The organism is Ruoffia tabacinasalis, from assembly GCF_005864045.1.
Lineage (GTDB): Bacteria > Bacillota > Bacilli > Lactobacillales > Aerococcaceae > Ruoffia > Ruoffia tabacinasalis.
In genome coordinates this window covers 40929-59219 of record NZ_VBSP01000008.1, presented here as the reverse complement: position 1 = coordinate 59219, position 18291 = coordinate 40929, and the positions used below count along the sequence as shown (strand labels likewise).

Below are 18291 nucleotides of genomic sequence, written 5' to 3'. Positions count from 1 at the left end.
TTCATATAACTAGTAACTAAATTATACCAATTACACCTGAAAAAATGAATTAATAAGCAGGTTTATTTGGCATGGGTAATAATCAATCTAAATTTCTAAATATTTCACTTGACTAAACGTAGGAAAAAACCTACAACTAAACAAATAATGGTTTTGACGACTAACAATAATCCTTGTTTTTTAAAGACAATGGCTAAGCGTTTAATATCAATACCAGCACCGGAACAGAAACAGGCGGCACCAATCACATAATTTAACCCACTTGTTGTAAACAAAGCTTCACTCACACCACCGAGGTTAGTGAATAAGTTTGGTAGAAAAGTATTCATTAAAGCTGCTAGAAGCATCGGTACTAATAATAGGCCTCCGGGAATTTTCCGCATAAAATCAGACATTATTTTAACCTTTTTTCTATTTTATTAACTTAAAATTATACTCAATTGAATCATTAGACAATTAAAGAGACAAAAAAAGTGCCAATGATTAAACATAGGCACTTCAAACATTATTTGCTACTGCGTTTACGAACACCTTTATTAACATCTAATAAAACCGGTAAAATCATAGGAGAACGTTGAGTACGTTCAAATAAGATTGGTTTGATTTGGTCGAAGATAATATCACGAATTAACTTTTCGTTGACGTTATTTCCGTTTTCATTTAAACCGCGGTTAATTGCAGATTTCATAGCTTGTTGAATCTCTTGAATTAAATCAACCGATTCTCTCATATAGATGAAGCCACGTGACATAATGTCTGGGCCACTAATAAGCTGTTTGTTTTCGTAATCAATGGTTGCTGTAACAATAACTAAACCATCTTCCGAAAGTGTTTTACGATCGCGTAAGACAATATTTCCAACATCTCCGATACCACTTCCGTCTACATAGACGTCTTGGGCATTAAAGAAGCCAGCGCGTCTTGCGCTATTCTTAGTTAAAGCAAGCATATCACCGTTCTTCATAATGAATGTATTCTCACGGTCAATACCGGTTAATTCAGCCAGTTTAGCTTGGATACTTAACATACGGTATTCACCATGGACTGGCATGAAGAATTTCGGCTTCATTAAACGTAACATTAACAATTGTTCTTGTTGGCTACCATGTCCTGATGTATGAATGTTATTCACTTTACCATGGATGACATTGGCACCTGTCTCAACTAATTGGTTAATGACACGGTTCACACTTAAAGTGTTACCTGGAATCGGTGAACTTGAGAAGATGACTGTATCATTATGTTGAATTGAGATTTGACGGTGAGTCCCGTTCGCAATTCGGCTTAAAGCGGCCATAGGTTCACCTTGAGAACCCGTACATACAATAATCATTTCTTCTGCAGGATATTGATCTAATTGACGATTATCAACAAAGATATCCAAGCCATAATCATCAATATAACCAAGTTCAATCCCAGTTTTAATTGAGTTTTCCATACTACGTCCAAAGACCGCAATTTTACGATCTGTTTTAATCGCAGTTTCAACGATTTGTTGCAGACGTGACACATTCGATGCGAATGTCGCAAAGATAACACGCCCCTCAACACCTTGGATAATATTATGAATCGATTGACCCACAACCCGTTCTGAAAGGGTGAAGGTCGGAACTTCCGCATTTGTACTATCACCTAATAGAAGTAGAACGCCTTCATTACCAATTTCAGCCATACGGTGAATATCAGCCGGCTCTCCAACAGGTGTAAAGTCAAATTTATAATCCCCTGTAAAGACAATGTTTCCTTCAGGTGTTTTTACAACAATTCCGTGTGCTTCGGGAATCGAGTGAACGGTTCTATAAAAGCTAATCGATAATTTACGGAAGTTAACGACTGTATCTTCATTAAATTCAGTAATTTCCGCATCACGCAATAAGCCATTTTCTTGTAGTTTGTCGCGAATTAACGCGGCAGCAAGAGGGTCAGCATAGATTGGTACATTGATTTGTTTTAAAAGATAAGGAATTCCACCAATATGGTCTAAATGCCCATGACTGATAAAAAGACCTTTAACTTTATGACGATTTTCTAAGATATATTGAAAATCATTAATTACGTAGTCAATTCCTAATAATTCATCTTCTGGGAAGAGAATTCCGCAGTCTAAAATAACAATTTCGTCTTGGAATTGGACACCATACATGTTTTTCCCAATTTCGCCTAGTCCACCAATGGCGAATACTCCGACTTCATTGTTTCTAAGATTTACTGCCATCTAGGGTTTCACAACCTCAAAATCAGGATTGTTTTCTTTCTCATATTCTAAGAAATCTCCTGATATTTCAGTGATGTGTTCGATCATGTATGGTGTAGTTTCAGATAAATATTCTCGCACTTCACTTACTGCATTAGCTTCCACGTACATAGTTTTAGTATATTCACGACGCGGTGCTTCATTTGTTGTTTCTTGATAAAATACTTTAAATATCATTAATATTTGCTCCTTTTCATTAATTTGTTTTCAAACGAGTAGTGAATTAATTGAATTCACAGCTATAACCATTTTATCACATTCATTATTTCAAGTATATCCCAATTTAGTTAACTCATTTAAAAAGGGAAAAACGGATGATGTTACTCCAATACTTCATATTATCCTTTCAAATCCAGAATAGTCAAATATTTTAACGCAAAATAACGATTTTAAAAAAAGTGAAAATAAAATAATGGAAATGGCCATTTTTTACGTATATATATATAGGCTAGTTTAAAGGAGTGAGATGATGATTGAAGGTGATGCAAAAAAACTAATACAAGCGGCGATCGATGAATCGGTCTCTGATATTCACATATTACCAACGAAGGAACAGTATGTGATTCATTTCAGAGCGAATGGACGGTTAATGTTATTTGAGGAGAAGTCATTAGAGTGGGGAAAGCGATTGATTAGTCACTTTAAGTATTTGGCAAATATGGATGTGGGTGAGAAGCGAAGACCACAATCTGGTTCCACCACTATTGAACTTGAAACTGAAGCGGTAGAATTAAGGTTTTCAACTATTACAAATGTCTTATTACTTGAGTCAATGGTTATTCGAGTTTTACAAACTCAGAAGTTTGACCGTGATCAAGTGGTCACTTACTTTCCCCAAGATATTGAGGAACTTCGGAAGTTAACCAAAAGAAAGAGTGGGTTGATTTTATTCTCTGGTCCGGTGGGGTCGGGAAAGACGACGACAATCTATCAATTGTTGCGTGAGCTGATTCAACATGAGTCACTACAAATAATAACGATGGAAGACCCGGTAGAGATATTTGAAGAGCGTTTCTTGCAGACGGAAGTGAATGAGAAAGCAGGAATAACTTATGATTTGTTGATTAAGTCTTCTTTGCGACATCATCCGGATGTCTTAATGATTGGAGAAATTCGTGATCAAGAGACGGCTCGGATGGCCATTCGAGGGGCGTTAACAGGGCATTTAATGATTGCGACCATCCATGCTAAGAATACCCGAGGGGTCATTGCAAGACTGCAAGAGTTAAGTATTAGCGATGAACAACTCAGACAAACCTTAATTGGTGTTATTTCGCAAAGATTGGTGCCGTCCGCAATTCAAAAGGATACACAATATTCACGGGCAGCAATCTTTGAGATTTTGGCTAAAGGAGCATTAAACGGCGTATTACATAATAATCACACATTAAGTCAGTATGACACGTTAAATGATAAATTACGAAAGGCATGGGCATATGGTTACATTGATGAAGCAACGTATACAAAATTCGAAATTATCTAAGAATATAAAAATACCTAAGAACTTGCAAGCCTACTTATTGCAAACTTTAAGTGAGTTATTGTTAGAAGGCTTCTCTATTCATCAAAGTTTAGTTTTTATGCGTGTTTTGATGAAGAAACAAACAACGGCGATTGACTATATCATTAGACAGTTGGAGTCGGGTATTTCCTTTGAAAAGTCTTTACGTGCTTTAGGTTATTCTAATTCACTCATTGCTCAATTATTCTACGCCCAACGACAAGGCAGATTCACTGAGTCATTGGCTGATGCGAGTAAGCAATTAAAAGAGGCTCATCATTATAAGCAGAAACTCGTAAAAACCTTAGTCTATCCAGTATTTCTATCGGTGGGATTGGTTGGGATGTTATTTGCTATGAGGCAATTTCTTCTACCGCAGGTCGCCAGCTTTATTTCGCAAGAAGTGTATGATGAGCAATATTTAGTTCGTGTTTTAGTTTACTTTTTTACTTATTTGCCACAGATTTTTGGAATATTACTAGCCTTCGTGTTAATTATTTATGGCGGTGTTGACATGTATTTGCTGAAACAAAGTGAAATGAGACGCTACCAAATATTAACTCGAATTCCATTAGTCGAAAAATGGGTAAGAAGTTATAGTTCTTATAAAGTTTCTAAAGAAATAGGGCATTTCTTTTCTGGAGGGTATTCTATTCAACAAACGCTGACGGTTATCGTCGATTATCCGATTGATCCATTCTTAAGTGAACTAGCCATTGAAATACAAGAAAGAATGTTAAAGGGTGAAGACTTGGCTGCCATTTTAGATGAGTTGAATATCTTTACGAAGGAATTACCTTTAGTGATTTACCAAGGAGAGTTAACAAGTCAAACAGCACAGAAATGTTATCTGTATTCAAGGAAAGTCTATTTAGATTTGATGGATGATATTCAAGCGAAGCTAACTTTAGTCCAGCCAATATTATTCATCCTAATCGGAATTTTAGTCATGTCGATGTATTTATTGATGATGTTACCTATGTTAACGATGCAAGGCATATGAAAGGATATAAAACATAATGAAAAAATTCAGAAAATTAAACAAAAAAGCGTTTACTTTAATCGAGATGCTAATTGTTTTAGTCGTAGTAAGTCTGCTTATGGCAATTATTATTCCAAACGTCGCAGGACAAAGAGAGCGTATTAATGAACAGGCACGTACAAATATCGAAGAAGTAATTGAAACACAGTCAAGTACGTATCAAATGGTGAATGGGTCTGAGGCACCAGATTTACAAACATTATTTGATGAAGGATACATTACTGAACGACAACTCCAAGAAGCTCAAAATTTATTAACGAATGATACCGGTAACTAATATGTATGAGTAAAAAAGGCTATACGCTCATGGAGTCCCTGGTAGTACTCGTCCTACTTTCAGCCATGAGTTTGCTACTAATGTTTCGTCCCAATATCAACTTAAGTAAGCAAATTGAAAGTCGAATCTTCTTTGATGAAGTCATGAGTCACTTAAAGCAAGCTCAACAAATAGCAATCTTACAAAAGCGACTAATTTCAGTTGAGTTTCACGCCAGTTTAAATCAGTTAAGAATTAGAGATGCTTATAGTCAAGAAAGGATTGCGACGTTGGACGCTCCTGAACATATACAGTTTCAAACACCTTATATGTTTATGTATTTGCAAGGTGGGGGTGTGGATCAATTTAGAACGATTAGTTTTTATGACTATGATCGTAATCAACGAATTTATTTAGTCTTTCAGTTAGGGAATGGTCAATTTGAATTACAAACATAAAGCCGGATTTTCAATGATAGAAACGGTGATTGGTTTTTTCTTATTTAGTTCGATGATGCTCCTCTACTTGCCGGCTTATTATAATGAGTTGAGGCGGATAGAGGATGCGGCACAGACGAGTCAAGTCTGGCGCTTATTCTCTGAATTAGTGGATGTCGAATTGGATGAGCAGATAGAAGATGAGGCGAAAGCACTTGTAAGCGAACAATTAATTCTAAATTGGGAAGCCTTAAATGAAGATAACGTGAGTGAATTCGCATGTGATTTAAATTATTGTTACATATCGTTAGAAGGCGGGAGTGAATTGTATGTCGAAATTCAAGACTTCAACTTTTAAAAAAGGATTTACTTTGTTAGAAGTAATAATCAGTCTATTCGTATTGAGTTTATTCATGCATTCCCTTATGACAATCTACAATAGTTACAACACAATTGAAACAGAAATTCGCACAGATCGCAGTGCGGATTTCTTACACTTTATGACGCTGCTTGAATTAGAATTGGAAAAATATACGGTGACAGGGGTCGATTCTAACATTATTCGCATTGAAAGTACTGAAACAAAGAGAAGTAGTCGCATCATCAACCAGAACAATAAAATTTATATCGCACCCGGTCATCAACCATTATTGTACGACGTATATTCCTGGCAAGTATTTCAAGTTGCTAACAAAGTAACTGTGACGGTAACCTTTAATAATGGACAAGTCTTTTCAGGCTTCATTTCAGTGAAACTTAATAGATAGTTAGAGGAGTATAATGATGCGAAATAACAAACAAGGAATGGTAATGGTTTACGTTATTGTCTTTTTACTCGTTAGCCAACTCATCTATTGGGGCTTACTGAGACTGAATCAAATCAACTTAAGTCGGTATTTGAATTTTAATGATTATTACACAGCGAATATTCAAGAAGAACTTGTGATGAATTTATTGCCACTGATTGAACAGATGGACGCACAAAACTTAGAAGAAGCCATTAAGATGCGCTTTAATGAGCAGGCTATAGCTTATATGCCGAAACAAGTCTTAGATCACATTGATTCACACAAGCAATTTGGTGTCTTACAATTAACAGCTAACCAACAATACGAGCAACTATATGTCTATACTCAAGAGGTATTTCTGCAAGATGCAGCACTAGACTATTGTGATGCATTCAATGCCATCGTTTGTAGTGGCGTGATTACACGACCAGGTCAAGTTGAAGGAACCAATCCAGAACTTGAAGCTTTATGGAAGGCGACAGAGGCATCTATATTAGACCAAGGTTTCCGTTTGAGTAAAGTTGATGACTTCCTACGAACATATGATTGGACTCCAGAAGATATTAGATTGTTACAAATACAAACTAATCATGGTATCACAAGCTACTCCCGAACAAATGGGGTTGAAATGCGGTCAACGGAATTAATGCCACGGAAATTTAGTCGACGAGAACAAAGTGAACAAATGCGATATAACTACTCTGTACGTTGGAGGGGCTACCTTTTTGAGAGAGAGTTCACTGAAGATATTTAAGCCATCTCTTCATTTAAATTAATAATAGCAACAAGTTTAACATCTATGTTTTATTTGATATAATACAACTATTGATTTAGAAAGAGGGCAAAGTATGAATAATAGAATAACTGAATTAAGATTAGAAATGAAAAAACAAAACTTAGACGCATTTTTAGTAACAGCGCCTAAAAATGTACGCTACTTATCAAGCTTCACAGGATCAGCGGGATTAATAGTCATTACACCTGAACATGAATACTTTATTACAGACTTCCGATATACTGACCAAGCCAAAGAGCAAGCGAAAGGCTTTGATGTCATTATCCATCAAGGAAAAATGTATGAAGAAATTAGCGAACTTCTTAACGCAGAAGACGTTAGAGCTATGGGAATTGAAGCTGATGATATGAATGTATCAACTTATTCTCGTTTAAGTGACTTATTCGAACCAATGTTAGTTCAAACATCTGGCGTCATTGAAACGATTCGTGAAGTTAAAAGCGAAGACGAAATTGAAACGATTCGCGAAGCTTGTGACATTACTGACCAAGCCTTTGAACATATCTTAACGTTTATCAAACCAGGTGTTACCGAAATTGAAGTGGCGAATGAATTAGACCGCTTCTTAAAAGGTAAAGGGGCATCAGGTATGTCGTTTGATACAATTGTTGCCAGTGGCGTAAGATCATCAATGCCTCACGGTGTTGCCAGTGATAAAGTAATTGAACACGGTGATTTAGTAACACTTGACTTTGGTTGCTACTACAAAGGTTATACTTCAGATATGACTCGTACAATTGCTGTAGGTGAAGTAGATCCGAAATTAGAAGAGATTTACAATATCGTCCTAGAAGCACATAACCGTGTAATTGCTGGAACTAAAGCAGGGATGACTGGTAAAGAAGTCGATGCCCTTGCACGTGATTACATTACCGAGAAAGGTTATGGACCAAACTTTGGTCATACAACAGGTCATGGGATTGGTTTAGATGTTCATGAAGGACCAGCGGTTGCTAGCCGAAATGAAAAAACATTAGTTGAAAACAATATCATTACCAATGAACCTGGTATTTATGTCTCTGGTTTAGGTGGCGTTCGTATTGAAGATGACTTAATTGTTAAAACAGACGGGGTAGAAAGTTTAAACCGTAGTCCTAAAAAATTAATAATTGTATAGCACTTTCTTAGAAATTCCGCTACAATAAGGAAAATGCGAACATAGATGAGTAAAGTATATAAAGGAGGGCTATTATGGCTAAAATAACCGAAGTACCATTTGAAACTCAAGCGAAAGAAAATTTAGGTGAAATTAAAATTACCACAGGTGTCCTAGAATCAATTGCCGCTCAAGCAGCAAGTGAAATCGAAGGTGTTGCCTCTAAAGTAACTGGTTTCCAAAAAGAAGTAGGAAACTTCTTAGGGATGGACCGTGACCGTATTAACACAAAAATCAAAACAGAGAACAATTCAATCGTTGTCGACGTTGAAATTCGTGTTCTTTATGGTTACTCAGTACCTGAAATTGCTATCGCAATCCAAGATAAAGTGAAAGAACAAATTCTATTCATGACCGACTTAGCAGTGACAGAAGTGAATGTTCACGTTATGTCAGTTGAGACTGAATCTTCAGAATCAGACTCAAATCTTGTTGAAGAAGCTGTTGAAACAATTGGTGAAGCTTTTGAGTAAGAAAGTAGTGAAACGACGTGAAGTGCGTCAAGTTGTTGTCCAAACACTTTATCAGATGATTTCAGCTCACAAAGATTTAGATATCAATGAAGCTGTGGCTTATGCATTGGAAGCAGGCGTATTTCCTGAAGAAGGCTATGAAGGCATCGATAATGAATACTTTTATGAGCTCATCGAAGGGGTTCGTTCAAAAGAAACCGAAATTGATAAACTCATTGAACCTTATTTAACAGGTTGGAGTTTAGATCGAATTGCACGTATTGATTTAATTATTTTACGCGTTGCATTCTATGAAATCTTTTTCGTCTCAAAAGAAGAAGTTCCAAATAATGTAGCAGCTGACGAAGCGATTGAATTAAGTAAATTCTTTAGTGACGACAAATCACGTCAATTCGTGAGTGGTGTTGTTGCAAAAGTTTTAGATGATACAAAAGCCGAAGCAGATAACGAATAAGCAAAAAACGCGATCCATTCAGTTGGATGGCGTTTTTTGCTATCTAATACTAAATATTATTCACATTTACGAAAAATGTATGAATAATATTTGCAGAAATGTCTCAAAGTAAAATAAAGAAATGTTCTGTGATATAATAAGGGTACATAAAAATTATAAATGGGGTATATAAATGAAAAAGAGATTACTATTGTCAGCAATGATTGCCTTAGTCGGTGCACCATTAACTCAACCAGTATTAAACTTTAATACAGATGGTATTCAACACGTTCAAGCACAAGAATTACAATTAGTTGCCTTAGGTGGATCATTAGATCAAAACCAAGCACAACAAACATTACAATTGTTAGGTGCAAACGCTGTTGATTCGAGCAACATTATCTATGTTGATGGTACGATGATTAACCAATACTTACAAGACGGTTCAGGTCCAGGAACAGTTGTATACTCAAGTGCATACATCCAAGGTATGAACGAAGGCTACGGTGTTCAAGTTCAAATCGTCACACAGCAAAACATTACTGGCGTATCAGCAACAACTTACCAAAATGCTGCAATTACTGCCGGTGCACGTAACGCTCAAATCCGTATCGCAACAGTATCTCCTGTAACAGGTGAAGGAGCTTTAGCGGGTGTTTATGCGTTACTAGAGCAACAAGGTGTTGCATTAAATCCTGAAGATGTTCAAGTAGCTCAAAATGAAATTTCGTTAGTAAATGAAATTATTGAGAGCGAAGGAGCAACGATTTCTGATTCACAAGTCAACCAAATGATTTCAGAAATCAAACAGGAAATTGTAAATACTAATATTAATGCTGAAAACTCGGACGTCAATGTTGATAACAGTGAAGAAACTAACACAAATATCAATAATATCGTCAACAACATTACAAACAATTACGGCGTATCTGATGAAGAATTACAACTTGCTTTAGAACAATTCGCACAAGAGTTTGCTAAAACTGAAGCGGCACAATCTGAAGATACAATTGGCCAACTTGAACAAAGTATCCAAGAAGATTGGACAGATGTGTTAGCTGGCTTAGAAGGTTCAGTTCCAGCTGAGGAATTATTATCTGCTGAACGTGTGGACTTCTCGGACACTGAAACTTATCACCCAATCTTACAAGCATTCTCGGATGAACTATATCGAGTGATTGAAGCTGGTGAAGTTGTTGACCGTGTTTATAGTGATACATTTATCTTTGAAGCAATGTCTCCAGATTTAACATCTGAAGAAAAATCTGCTTTAAACCACTTAAGAACAGTAATGTATCAATACGCTGCGAACCAAGATGAATTTATTGCATCTGGTGAGTATCAACCTGGTTTTACAAGCATTAAAGAAAACTGGACAAACAAATTAAACGCTTTTGAAGGCTTAAAAGCATCAGATCCAGTTCAAGCAGAAATTATTTCATGCTTAGCGATTGCTACTGGTCGCGCACCGCAAGTGTATAACTATGTGAATCCAACTCAAGAAGGAACTGTTATTTCATTAGAAAACATGTGGGATAATCCAGCGGGTAACCAAGCTGATTTCACAATGTATTCATTTGACGTTGCGACAGACGAGATGAGTGAATTAGATGTTGTAACGAATGAGATGGTTCCATTACAAGCTGCTTACGACTTTAACGCTATCTACGGAGTTTCTGTAGAGAACTTATACCAATCACAAGTTGAAATTCCAGCAGACTACACTCTTCCTGGTTATGTTCCAGAAGAATCAGAAGTAGAAGAAACAAGTTCAGAAGAAGAGACAAGTGAAGATGAAGTTTCATCTGAAGAGTCACTTTCAGAAGACGTTCCTTCTGAGGAAGTTCCAGTCGAAGAAGAGCCAGGTGAAGACTTATCAGAAAGTGAAGCAACTGAAACGGAAGAACAATCTGTAGAGGAATTAACTGATCCTGTTGAATAATCAACCAGTTAGATTCTCAATGACAATTCAATAAATAAGCATCGAACTTTAAATATTATAAACTCAGATAATTTGCTGAGTATAATATTTAAAGTTCGTTTTTGTGATTAAAACGTATGTCCTAAACAATTCGAACGATATGGGCAGTTACTTACTTTAAATGTCGACTAAGATTGTTAGATTTTACGAATTCAGTTATACTGAGTCTACGAATTAAAGTGACCGATGGGGTTTATAGATATCGGTTAATCTTGAATTTAAATTGCAGAAAGAAGGCGATACAATGTCTAAAACTCTAGTCTTAGATGGAAAGCAATTATCGTTACAACTACGTGAAGAATATAAACATGCGGTAGAAAAGCTGAAGGGAAAGCATATCATCCCGAAATTAGTCGTAATTACTGTTGGTGAAGATCCAGCAAGTAAAATTTATGTTGGGCAAAAAGAAAAAACGGCTCAATATATTGGCTTTGATTTTGAGTGGCTCACTTTAGAAGATTCGATTACTCAAGCTGAATTACATGAAACGATTGAAGGGTTAAATGATGACCCAACAGTCACTGGGATGATTGTTCAATTCCCACTACCAAAACATTTAAGTCAAGTGGCAGTAACAGAAGTTATTCGACCAGATAAAGACGTTGATGGCTTTCATCCTTATAATATGGGGAAAATTGTCGAAGGCACTGGCGATTTATATCCTTGTACACCAAGAGGAATTTTACGTTTACTTGACCGTTACAATATCGATATTAAAGGGAAAGACGTTACTGTTGTAGGTTACAGCCAAATTGTTGGAAAACCATTGTCGATTTTATTAGCTAATAAAGGTAGTACTGTCACAATTACACATCTCTTAACGCGAGAATTGCATCAACATTTAATTCATGCCGATGTTGTCATGGTCGCTGCCGGTTCACCGCATCTGGTGAAAGAAGAGGATTTAAAAGAGGGCGCGATTGTCATTGACGTTGGGATTAATCGTTTAGATGATGGGAAACTCGTCGGGGATGTTGATTATGAAGGGGTATTTGATAAAGTGAGTGCCATTACTCCAGTACCTGGTGGCGTTGGTCCAATGACGGTAGCGATGTTAATGGAACAAACGATTCTATGTGCCTGCATTCAACATGGATTAAATAGCGAGGACTATATAGACGGAGTTAGTTTATGAGTGAAAAAAATCAAGAGTACTTAACAGTACAAGCGTTAACCAAATATATTAAAAGAAAATTTGATGTCGATCCACATTTACAACGAGTGTTTGTTGTAGGAGAGGTTTCAAATTTTCGCTTGAGACCCAATTCTCATCAATATTTTAGCTTGAAAGATGAAGGAGCAAGAATTAGTGCAGTGATGTATCGTTCGGCTTTTCAACGCGTCAAGTTTAATATTGAAGAAGGGATGAAAGTATTCGTTACCGGAAAGATTACTTTATATGAACCCTCTGGCGCATATCAAATCGTGATTGATAGTATTCAACCAGATGGTATTGGTGCTTTATATCAACAACTTGAACAATTAAAAGAAAAATTCAACAAAGCCGGTCTATTTGATCGACCTAAATTACCAATTCCACGCTTTCCTAAGAAAATTGCAGTTATAACGAGTCCAAGTGGAGCAGTAATTAGAGACATTATTACGACCATCAATCGTCGCTATCCCATTGTTGAAATTACTGTCATTCCAACCAGAGTACAAGGGAAAGAAGCCGCTGGAGAAATCGTGACAGCCTTCAATAAAGTGAAAGATAGACAAGACGAATTTGACACAGTCATTGTTGCACGTGGTGGAGGTTCTATTGAGGACCTTTGGTGCTTTAATGACGAGCAAGTCGCGATGGCTATTCTAAATTGCCCGCTTCCAGTAATATCTTCAATTGGTCACGAAACAGATATAACCTTGTCTGATCTTGTTGCTGACATTCGAGTTGCTACGCCGACTGCTGCGGCTGAAATTGCCGTACCGGTCTTACAAGAAGTGTTAACTTATTTAACTCAGATGGAAGAGCGCGTATTTTACTCAATGAATCAACGCATTCAATATATGCGAAAGTATTATGACCGCTTTGCCCAATCTTATGTCATGACTCAACCTGAGCGTTTATATCAACCATACATGCAACAGCTAGACTTAGCGAATGAAAGACTGAATAATAACAAAGATAATTACTTTACTGAGCAAAATAATCAAGTAAAAGTATTAAAACAACGACTGTCCTTACAACAACCGCAAGGACTTATTAATCAATATCAAAAAGATTTAACTGCTTTTAGGAAACAATTAAATCGTAATATGGAACAATATCAATACAATAAGAAAGTTGTCTTTGGCAATCTCATGCAATTACTTGACGCATATAGCCCATTAAAGAGCGTTCAAAGGGGTTATGCTGTCGTGACTTCAAAAGATAACATTGTAAAACATATCACTGATGTTGAAAAAGATGATATGATTAAGGTGAATTTAAGTGATGGACAAATCGAAGCGCAAGTAACAAAAACATCCACAGACAATATATTTCAACAGCTTTCTGATACAGAGAAGGAGTAAACAATGGCAAAAACAAAACAACCAGAAAATTTCGAAGAAGCATTACAAGAATTAGAACAAATTGTATCTCAACTTGAAAAAGGCGATTTACCTTTAGAAAAAGCGTTAGAATCTTTCCAACGCGGTGTAGAATTAAGCCAATATTGCCAAAAATCTTTAACTGATGCAGAAAGCACAGTCGCTAAGATGATGACAGACAAAGGCGATGTTGAATTAGATAGAGAGGTTATGAATGATTAAGCAAGATTTAAACGATTTAAGAAATGTATTTGAAACTGAATTAGACAAACATATTCGCCTTCTTCAAACTCCGATTGAAATGTTAAAACCAATGATTTATTCATTAAAAGGTGGCGGCAAACGACTACGTCCGTTACTATTACTGGCTATCTTAAACGCAGAATCAGAGAAACATATGAAAAAAGGAGCAACTACAGCGGTTGCTTTAGAATTTATTCATACGTATTCTTTAATTCATGATGATTTACCAGCGATGGACAATGATGACTTGAGACGGGGTCAACCAACCGCTCATATTAAATTTGATGAAGCGACAGCTATCCTAGCAGGGGATGCATTATTAACGGACGCATTCAGTTTAATTAGCGACGATTCAAAATTAAAGAGCAAACAAAAAGTTAAAATTATTTCTTTACTGAGTTCTTCCGCAGGTTCACACGGGATGGTCGCAGGTCAATTAGGTGATATGCAAGCAGAGAATAAAGAGATAACGTTAGAAGAATTAAATCGAATACATGAATTTAAAACGGGGAAATTATTTACCTTTGCGACACAAGCCGCAGCCATTATTGGAGAATACAGTCCTGAAGTTGAAGAGTTATTAGTAAACTTTGGTGAAACCTTTGGCGTTTTATACCAAATTCACAATGATTTACTTGACGTGATTGATGACAGTACGTTATCTGGAAAAGGACATTCAAGTGATGAATTCAACAAGAAATCAACCTATCCAAACTTACTTGGTTTAGAAGAATCAAAAGAAGTTTTAGGTCAAGAACGTGAAAAAGCTGAAAAAATTATTGAAAAAATTACTAAGTTGAGTGGAACGGATTACAGTATTTTAAATAAATTTCTCTCATTCACAGATATAGACTAAGGAGTCATATGAAAAAAGAACGATTAGATAAATTAGTAGTTCAATCTGGACTAACAGACACACGTGAGCAAGCGAAACGCTTGATTATGGCAGGGCAAATTTATGATGCGAATAACCAGCGCTATGATAAACCAGGTGAGAAGATTGATATTACAAAAGAGTTGCATATTAAAGGAAAGACCATCCCATATGTGAGTCGCGGAGGCTTAAAATTAGAAAAAGCGATTAAACATTTTGGTATCGATATGACTGATCATATCTTACTTGATATAGGTTCTTCTACCGGTGGTTTTACGGATGCAGCCTTACAAAATGGTGCAAAGTTAAGTTATGCCTTGGATGTAGGTTATAATCAATTAGCTTATAAATTACGTCAAGATGAGCGAGTGGTAGTGATGGAGCGTCAAAACTTCCGTCATTCAGTGCCTGAGGATTTCACGGAAGGAATGCCAACGATTGCGAGTATTGATGTCTCGTTTATTTCACTTGGATTAATTTTACCACCACTTATTCCAATCTTAGAAGAAGACGGATCGGTATTAGTGCTTATTAAACCACAATTTGAAGCAGGACCAGAGCGTGTCGGTAAAAAAGGGATTATTAAGGATATGACCGTTCATAAAGATGTCTTACACGAAGTCATCGATATGATGTGCCGTATCGGCTATACCATCGAGAATTTAACTTATTCACCAATTACTGGTGGCGAAGGAAACATTGAATTTCTAGCCCATATTAAAAACTCAAAAGAATTGAACAATGATAGTAAAGCAAACATAAATATTGAAGGGATAGTGCAAATAGCACACGATAATTTATAAAAACCAATGGGGTGAAGTCATGCTACAAAGTTTAACAATTGAGAATTTTGCGATTATTGAAGCAGTGAATATCGATTTTACCGAAGGGATGACGGTTCTTTCAGGTGAGACAGGAGCCGGGAAATCAATTATTATTGATGCCCTAGGTATTCTTTGTGGTGGTCGTGGGTCAAGTGATTATATTCGACACGGAGACGATAAATTATTAATTGAAGGCTTATTTACTCTTGAGCAAATACCTGAAGACTTAGAAGATGTCCTAGTCGAATTTGGATTAGAGGTTAATATAGCCATGGATGGTTTGATTATTCGACGAGAAATTAATAAATCAGGGAAAAATACCATTCGAATTAATGGTCAATTAGCTAACGTCACCTTACTTAAAGAAATAGGGAATTATCTCGTAGATATTCATGGACAAAATGAACATCAAGAATTGTTGGACCGTACAAAGCATTTATCTTTATTGGATAATTATGGCAATAAAAGAATTAAAAAAGAGTTGGAGGACTATCAGAAAGCTTATATAACTTATAGCCAACTTCGTAAAGAATGGCTAGATGCTCAGCAATCTGATACGAATGACCGCCAACGGGTAAACTTCCTTGAATTTCAAATTAATGAGATCGAAGAAGCGCAAATAGTTATAGGTGAAGATGAAGAACTCGAAGAGATGAGTAAACAATTGCAACACGCTCAACAAATTAATCAAAATATGAGCACTATTAATAGCTTACTTAGCGAATCAGATCAAAGTGTCATCACGCAATTAGATCAAATCTTGTTACTATTAGAAGAGATTAAAGATTATCAACCTCAACTCGCAAAAATCCATGACGGACTCTCGTCATCTAAATATGATTTAGAAGAATACAGTCATCAATTGGCCGCACTTGATAATGACTTCGATGAAGAAAATCAAACCATTGATCAAGTTGAAGACCGATTAGGCGAATTAAGTCGCTTAAAGCGAAAGTATGGGATGGAATTAAGTGAGATATTAGATTATTTCAACGAAATATCTGAAGAAGTTTATCAAATTATTCATCGGGAAAGTTATCTTGAAGAACTTGAAGCTCAATTGAGTGAAGCTTATCAAAGTGCGTTAGATAAAGCTAAACGACTTAATGACAAAAGACAATCCATTGCCCAAGATTTAATTTCAGCCATTGAAGCAGAATTAAAAGATTTATATATGGAGAATAGCCGCTTTACAGTTCGATTTAGTGAACCTAGTATTGATACGGCTTTAAACATGGTTAATATCGATGAAATTGTGAGACTAACGCCAACTGGCTTTAATAGTGTGGAATTTTACGTCGCAACGAACGTAGGTGAAGAACAGAAACCCTTGGTACAAGTCGCTAGTGGGGGAGAGTTATCGCGTTTTATGTTGGCATTGAAAACCGTATTTAGTCGTGAAACATCACCAAAAGTGATGGTATTCGATGAGATAGATACTGGAGTCTCTGGCCGAGTTGGACAAGCCATCGCTGAAAAGATTCGCGAAGTATCTCATTTCCATCAAGTATTTTGTATTACGCATTTACCACAAGTTGCAGCAATTTCGAATAAGCAACTGTATATCTTTAAGCATGTCGAAGATCAAAAAACAGCTACAAATGTGAAGCAATTGTCATCGAATGAACGTATTGAAGCCATAGCACTCATGCTTTCAGGAAGAGATATGACTCAAACATCGCTTCGTATGGCTAAAGAATTATTAAAAGAATATCACCCAATGAAAAAGTAAGTATAAAGGATAATGTACATGGATTTAAAATCAATATCAATACTCGTCATAGCCGGACCTACAGGTGTAGGAAAGACGCAACTGAGTATTGATTTAGCGAAAGAATTTAATGGTGAGATTATCAATGGCGATAGTCTGCAAGTGTATAAGCACTTAGATATTGGAACAGGAAAAATTACGCCTTCTGAAATGGACGGCGTTCCCCATCATATGCTTGATATTCTTGAAGTTTCAGAACCTTATAACGCAAGTGAATTTAAACATGAATCTACAAAATTAATCAAAGAAATTCATCAAAGAGGGAAACTACCAATAATTGTCGGTGGAACAGGACTCTATTTAGAAGGCTTGTTATACGACTTAGAATTTGGGAGAGACGATAGCCAAGATGAGGCAGTTCGAAAAGAGTTAGAAGAACAAGCGTCAGAATTAGGTAACTTAGCCATGTGGAACCGATTGAACGACCTCGATCCAGAAGCAGCCAAGAAAATCCCATACCAAAACGTTCGCAGAACCATTCGCGCGCTTGAGGTTATTCAAGTAACGGGAAGGTCTTTTTCCAGTCAAACAGGACATGACACAAAAAAATCGGTATTTAATGAATGCTTATTAGTATTAAATCGCGAACGAGAAGCATTATATGATAGAATAAATTTAAGAGTGCATGAAATGGTCAAAGCCGGCTTAGAAAACGAGGCAAAATGGTTATATGATCAGGCAGAAGGTGCCGATTGGCAAAGTGTGAAAGGTATCGGCTATAAAGAATGGTGGCCTTACTTCAATAATCAAATGGATAAAGAAGAAGTCATTGAAACAATTCAACAAAACTCCAGACGTTATGCCAAACGACAATTAACGTGGTTTAGAAACCGTATGAAGCACCCACAATGGATCGATATGACGAATGAAAAAGGCGCAATAAATGAAGCTTCACGTATAGTGAAAGAACATATAGAGAATAATTGAAAG

The 18291-nt window shown here is 36.4% G+C and carries 21 protein-coding genes; 18 read left to right on the top strand and 3 right to left on the bottom strand.

Annotated elements, in window-relative coordinates; all coding sequences use genetic code 11:
* Positions 1 to 104 precede the first annotated feature (104 nt).
* The 3 genes from FEZ33_RS03900 to FEZ33_RS03890 all read right to left on the bottom strand — a co-directional run bounded on the left by FEZ33_RS03900 (position 105) and on the right by FEZ33_RS03890 (position 2431).
* Complete coding sequence (locus FEZ33_RS03900; RefSeq protein WP_138404092.1) at positions 105 to 395, bottom strand: 2-keto-3-deoxygluconate permease; 291 nt, start codon at positions 393 to 395, stop codon at positions 105 to 107.
* A 110-nt stretch (positions 396 to 505) separates the two neighbouring features.
* Positions 506 to 2215, bottom strand: coding sequence for a ribonuclease J1 (rnjA, locus tag FEZ33_RS03895; RefSeq protein WP_138404091.1), 1710 nt, complete (start codon positions 2213 to 2215; stop codon positions 506 to 508).
* Positions 2216 to 2431: an RNA polymerase epsilon subunit gene (locus FEZ33_RS03890; protein WP_138404090.1), complete on the bottom strand. Its 216-nt coding sequence runs from the start codon at positions 2429 to 2431 to the stop codon at positions 2216 to 2218.
* A 292-nt stretch (positions 2432 to 2723) separates the two neighbouring features.
* On the opposite strand from FEZ33_RS03890, the gene comGA reads away from it, so the two are divergent.
* From comGA to miaA, 18 genes are all read left to right on the top strand, one after another.
* Positions 2724 to 3737 carry a competence type IV pilus ATPase ComGA gene (gene comGA, locus FEZ33_RS03885; RefSeq protein ID WP_138404089.1) on the top strand — a complete coding sequence of 338 codons (1014 nt, stop codon included), beginning with the start codon at positions 2724 to 2726 and terminating at the stop codon, positions 3735 to 3737.
* Positions 3703 to 4758 carry a competence type IV pilus assembly protein ComGB gene (comGB, locus tag FEZ33_RS03880; RefSeq protein ID WP_171031272.1) on the top strand — a complete coding sequence of 352 codons (1056 nt, stop codon included), beginning with the start codon at positions 3703 to 3705 and terminating at the stop codon, positions 4756 to 4758. The genes comGA and comGB overlap by 35 nt, the downstream gene beginning before the upstream one ends.
* A gap of 16 nt (positions 4759 to 4774) precedes the next feature.
* Positions 4775 to 5074, top strand: a complete 300-nt coding sequence (gene comGC / locus FEZ33_RS03875; RefSeq protein WP_138404087.1) for a competence type IV pilus major pilin ComGC — start codon at positions 4775 to 4777, stop codon at positions 5072 to 5074.
* A 5-nt stretch (positions 5075 to 5079) separates the two neighbouring features.
* Complete coding sequence (gene comGD, locus FEZ33_RS03870; protein WP_138404086.1) at positions 5080 to 5511, top strand: competence type IV pilus minor pilin ComGD; 432 nt, start codon at positions 5080 to 5082, stop codon at positions 5509 to 5511.
* Positions 5495 to 5848 carry a hypothetical protein gene (locus FEZ33_RS03865; protein WP_138404085.1) on the top strand — a complete coding sequence of 118 codons (354 nt, stop codon included), beginning with the start codon at positions 5495 to 5497 and terminating at the stop codon, positions 5846 to 5848. The genes comGD and FEZ33_RS03865 overlap by 17 nt, the downstream gene beginning before the upstream one ends.
* Entirely contained in the window at positions 5820 to 6257 is a 438-nt protein-coding gene (locus FEZ33_RS03860) for a competence type IV pilus minor pilin ComGF (RefSeq protein WP_138404084.1), read from the top strand. Before FEZ33_RS03865 ends, FEZ33_RS03860 begins: the two co-directional genes overlap by 29 nt.
* 16 nt (positions 6258 to 6273) lie before the next feature.
* A complete protein-coding gene (locus FEZ33_RS03855; protein ID WP_138404083.1) occupies positions 6274 to 7032 on the top strand; it encodes a hypothetical protein in 759 nt (252 codons plus the stop codon).
* A 94-nt stretch (positions 7033 to 7126) separates the two neighbouring features.
* Positions 7127 to 8191: a M24 family metallopeptidase gene (locus tag FEZ33_RS03850; RefSeq protein WP_138404082.1), complete on the top strand. Its 1065-nt coding sequence runs from the start codon at positions 7127 to 7129 to the stop codon at positions 8189 to 8191.
* 74 nt (positions 8192 to 8265) lie between these two features.
* The gene (locus tag FEZ33_RS03845; RefSeq protein WP_138404081.1) at positions 8266 to 8703 is read left to right on the top strand and encodes an Asp23/Gls24 family envelope stress response protein; all 438 of its coding nucleotides are present in this window, start codon (positions 8266 to 8268) and stop codon (positions 8701 to 8703) included.
* Positions 8687 to 9157, top strand: a complete 471-nt coding sequence (gene nusB / locus FEZ33_RS03840) for a transcription antitermination factor NusB (protein ID WP_407089269.1) — start codon at positions 8687 to 8689, stop codon at positions 9155 to 9157. Before FEZ33_RS03845 ends, nusB begins: the two co-directional genes overlap by 17 nt.
* Positions 9158 to 9329: 172 nt before the next feature.
* Positions 9330 to 11078, top strand: a complete 1749-nt coding sequence (locus FEZ33_RS03835; protein WP_138404079.1) for a DUF1002 domain-containing protein — start codon at positions 9330 to 9332, stop codon at positions 11076 to 11078.
* 283 nt (positions 11079 to 11361) lie between these two features.
* Positions 11362 to 12252 (top strand): bifunctional 5,10-methylenetetrahydrofolate dehydrogenase/5,10-methenyltetrahydrofolate cyclohydrolase, encoded by an 891-nt coding sequence (locus FEZ33_RS03830; RefSeq protein ID WP_138404078.1) that lies wholly within the window; start codon positions 11362 to 11364, stop codon positions 12250 to 12252.
* Entirely contained in the window at positions 12249 to 13631 is a 1383-nt protein-coding gene (gene xseA, locus FEZ33_RS03825; RefSeq protein WP_138404077.1) for an exodeoxyribonuclease VII large subunit, read from the top strand. The genes FEZ33_RS03830 and xseA overlap by 4 nt, the downstream gene beginning before the upstream one ends.
* A gap of 3 nt (positions 13632 to 13634) precedes the next feature.
* On the top strand, positions 13635 to 13871 hold the full coding sequence (locus tag FEZ33_RS03820; RefSeq protein WP_138404076.1) for an exodeoxyribonuclease VII small subunit: 237 nt from the start codon (positions 13635 to 13637) through the stop codon (positions 13869 to 13871).
* Complete coding sequence (locus FEZ33_RS03815) at positions 13864 to 14748, top strand: polyprenyl synthetase family protein (RefSeq protein ID WP_138404075.1); 885 nt, start codon at positions 13864 to 13866, stop codon at positions 14746 to 14748. The genes FEZ33_RS03820 and FEZ33_RS03815 overlap by 8 nt, the downstream gene beginning before the upstream one ends.
* A gap of 8 nt (positions 14749 to 14756) precedes the next feature.
* Complete coding sequence (locus tag FEZ33_RS03810; RefSeq protein WP_138404074.1) at positions 14757 to 15569, top strand: TlyA family RNA methyltransferase; 813 nt, start codon at positions 14757 to 14759, stop codon at positions 15567 to 15569.
* A 19-nt stretch (positions 15570 to 15588) separates the two neighbouring features.
* Positions 15589 to 17322: a DNA repair protein RecN gene (gene recN / locus FEZ33_RS03805; protein WP_138404073.1), complete on the top strand. Its 1734-nt coding sequence runs from the start codon at positions 15589 to 15591 to the stop codon at positions 17320 to 17322.
* A gap of 18 nt (positions 17323 to 17340) precedes the next feature.
* Positions 17341 to 18288: a tRNA (adenosine(37)-N6)-dimethylallyltransferase MiaA gene (miaA, locus tag FEZ33_RS03800; protein WP_138404072.1), complete on the top strand. Its 948-nt coding sequence runs from the start codon at positions 17341 to 17343 to the stop codon at positions 18286 to 18288.
* Positions 18289 to 18291: the final 3 nt, after the last annotated feature.

Coding starts and splice junctions, on each gene's coding strand:
- FEZ33_RS03815 (WP_138404075.1), top strand. CDS start 13,864: ATGATTAAGCAAGATTTAAACGATTTAAGAAATGTATTTGAAACTGAA.
- FEZ33_RS03820 (WP_138404076.1), top strand. CDS start 13,635: ATGGCAAAAACAAAACAACCAGAAAATTTCGAAGAAGCATTACAAGAA.
- comGD (WP_138404086.1), top strand. CDS start 5,080: ATGAGTAAAAAAGGCTATACGCTCATGGAGTCCCTGGTAGTACTCGTC.
- xseA (WP_138404077.1), top strand. CDS start 12,249: ATGAGTGAAAAAAATCAAGAGTACTTAACAGTACAAGCGTTAACCAAA.
- comGA (WP_138404089.1), top strand. CDS start 2,724: ATGATTGAAGGTGATGCAAAAAAACTAATACAAGCGGCGATCGATGAA.
- FEZ33_RS03845 (WP_138404081.1), top strand. CDS start 8,266: ATGGCTAAAATAACCGAAGTACCATTTGAAACTCAAGCGAAAGAAAAT.
- miaA (WP_138404072.1), top strand. CDS start 17,341: ATGGATTTAAAATCAATATCAATACTCGTCATAGCCGGACCTACAGGT.
- FEZ33_RS03850 (WP_138404082.1), top strand. CDS start 7,127: ATGAATAATAGAATAACTGAATTAAGATTAGAAATGAAAAAACAAAAC.
- FEZ33_RS03860 (WP_138404084.1), top strand. CDS start 5,820: ATGTCGAAATTCAAGACTTCAACTTTTAAAAAAGGATTTACTTTGTTA.
- FEZ33_RS03830 (WP_138404078.1), top strand. CDS start 11,362: ATGTCTAAAACTCTAGTCTTAGATGGAAAGCAATTATCGTTACAACTA.
- rnjA (WP_138404091.1), bottom strand. CDS start 2,215: ATGGCAGTAAATCTTAGAAACAATGAAGTCGGAGTATTCGCCATTGGT.
- comGB (WP_171031272.1), top strand. CDS start 3,703: ATGAAGCAACGTATACAAAATTCGAAATTATCTAAGAATATAAAAATA.
- FEZ33_RS03835 (WP_138404079.1), top strand. CDS start 9,330: ATGAAAAAGAGATTACTATTGTCAGCAATGATTGCCTTAGTCGGTGCA.
- FEZ33_RS03810 (WP_138404074.1), top strand. CDS start 14,757: ATGAAAAAAGAACGATTAGATAAATTAGTAGTTCAATCTGGACTAACA.
- FEZ33_RS03855 (WP_138404083.1), top strand. CDS start 6,274: ATGCGAAATAACAAACAAGGAATGGTAATGGTTTACGTTATTGTCTTT.
- comGC (WP_138404087.1), top strand. CDS start 4,775: ATGAAAAAATTCAGAAAATTAAACAAAAAAGCGTTTACTTTAATCGAG.
- FEZ33_RS03890 (WP_138404090.1), bottom strand. CDS start 2,431: ATGATATTTAAAGTATTTTATCAAGAAACAACAAATGAAGCACCGCGT.
- FEZ33_RS03900 (WP_138404092.1), bottom strand. CDS start 395: ATGTCTGATTTTATGCGGAAAATTCCCGGAGGCCTATTATTAGTACCG.
- recN (WP_138404073.1), top strand. CDS start 15,589: ATGCTACAAAGTTTAACAATTGAGAATTTTGCGATTATTGAAGCAGTG.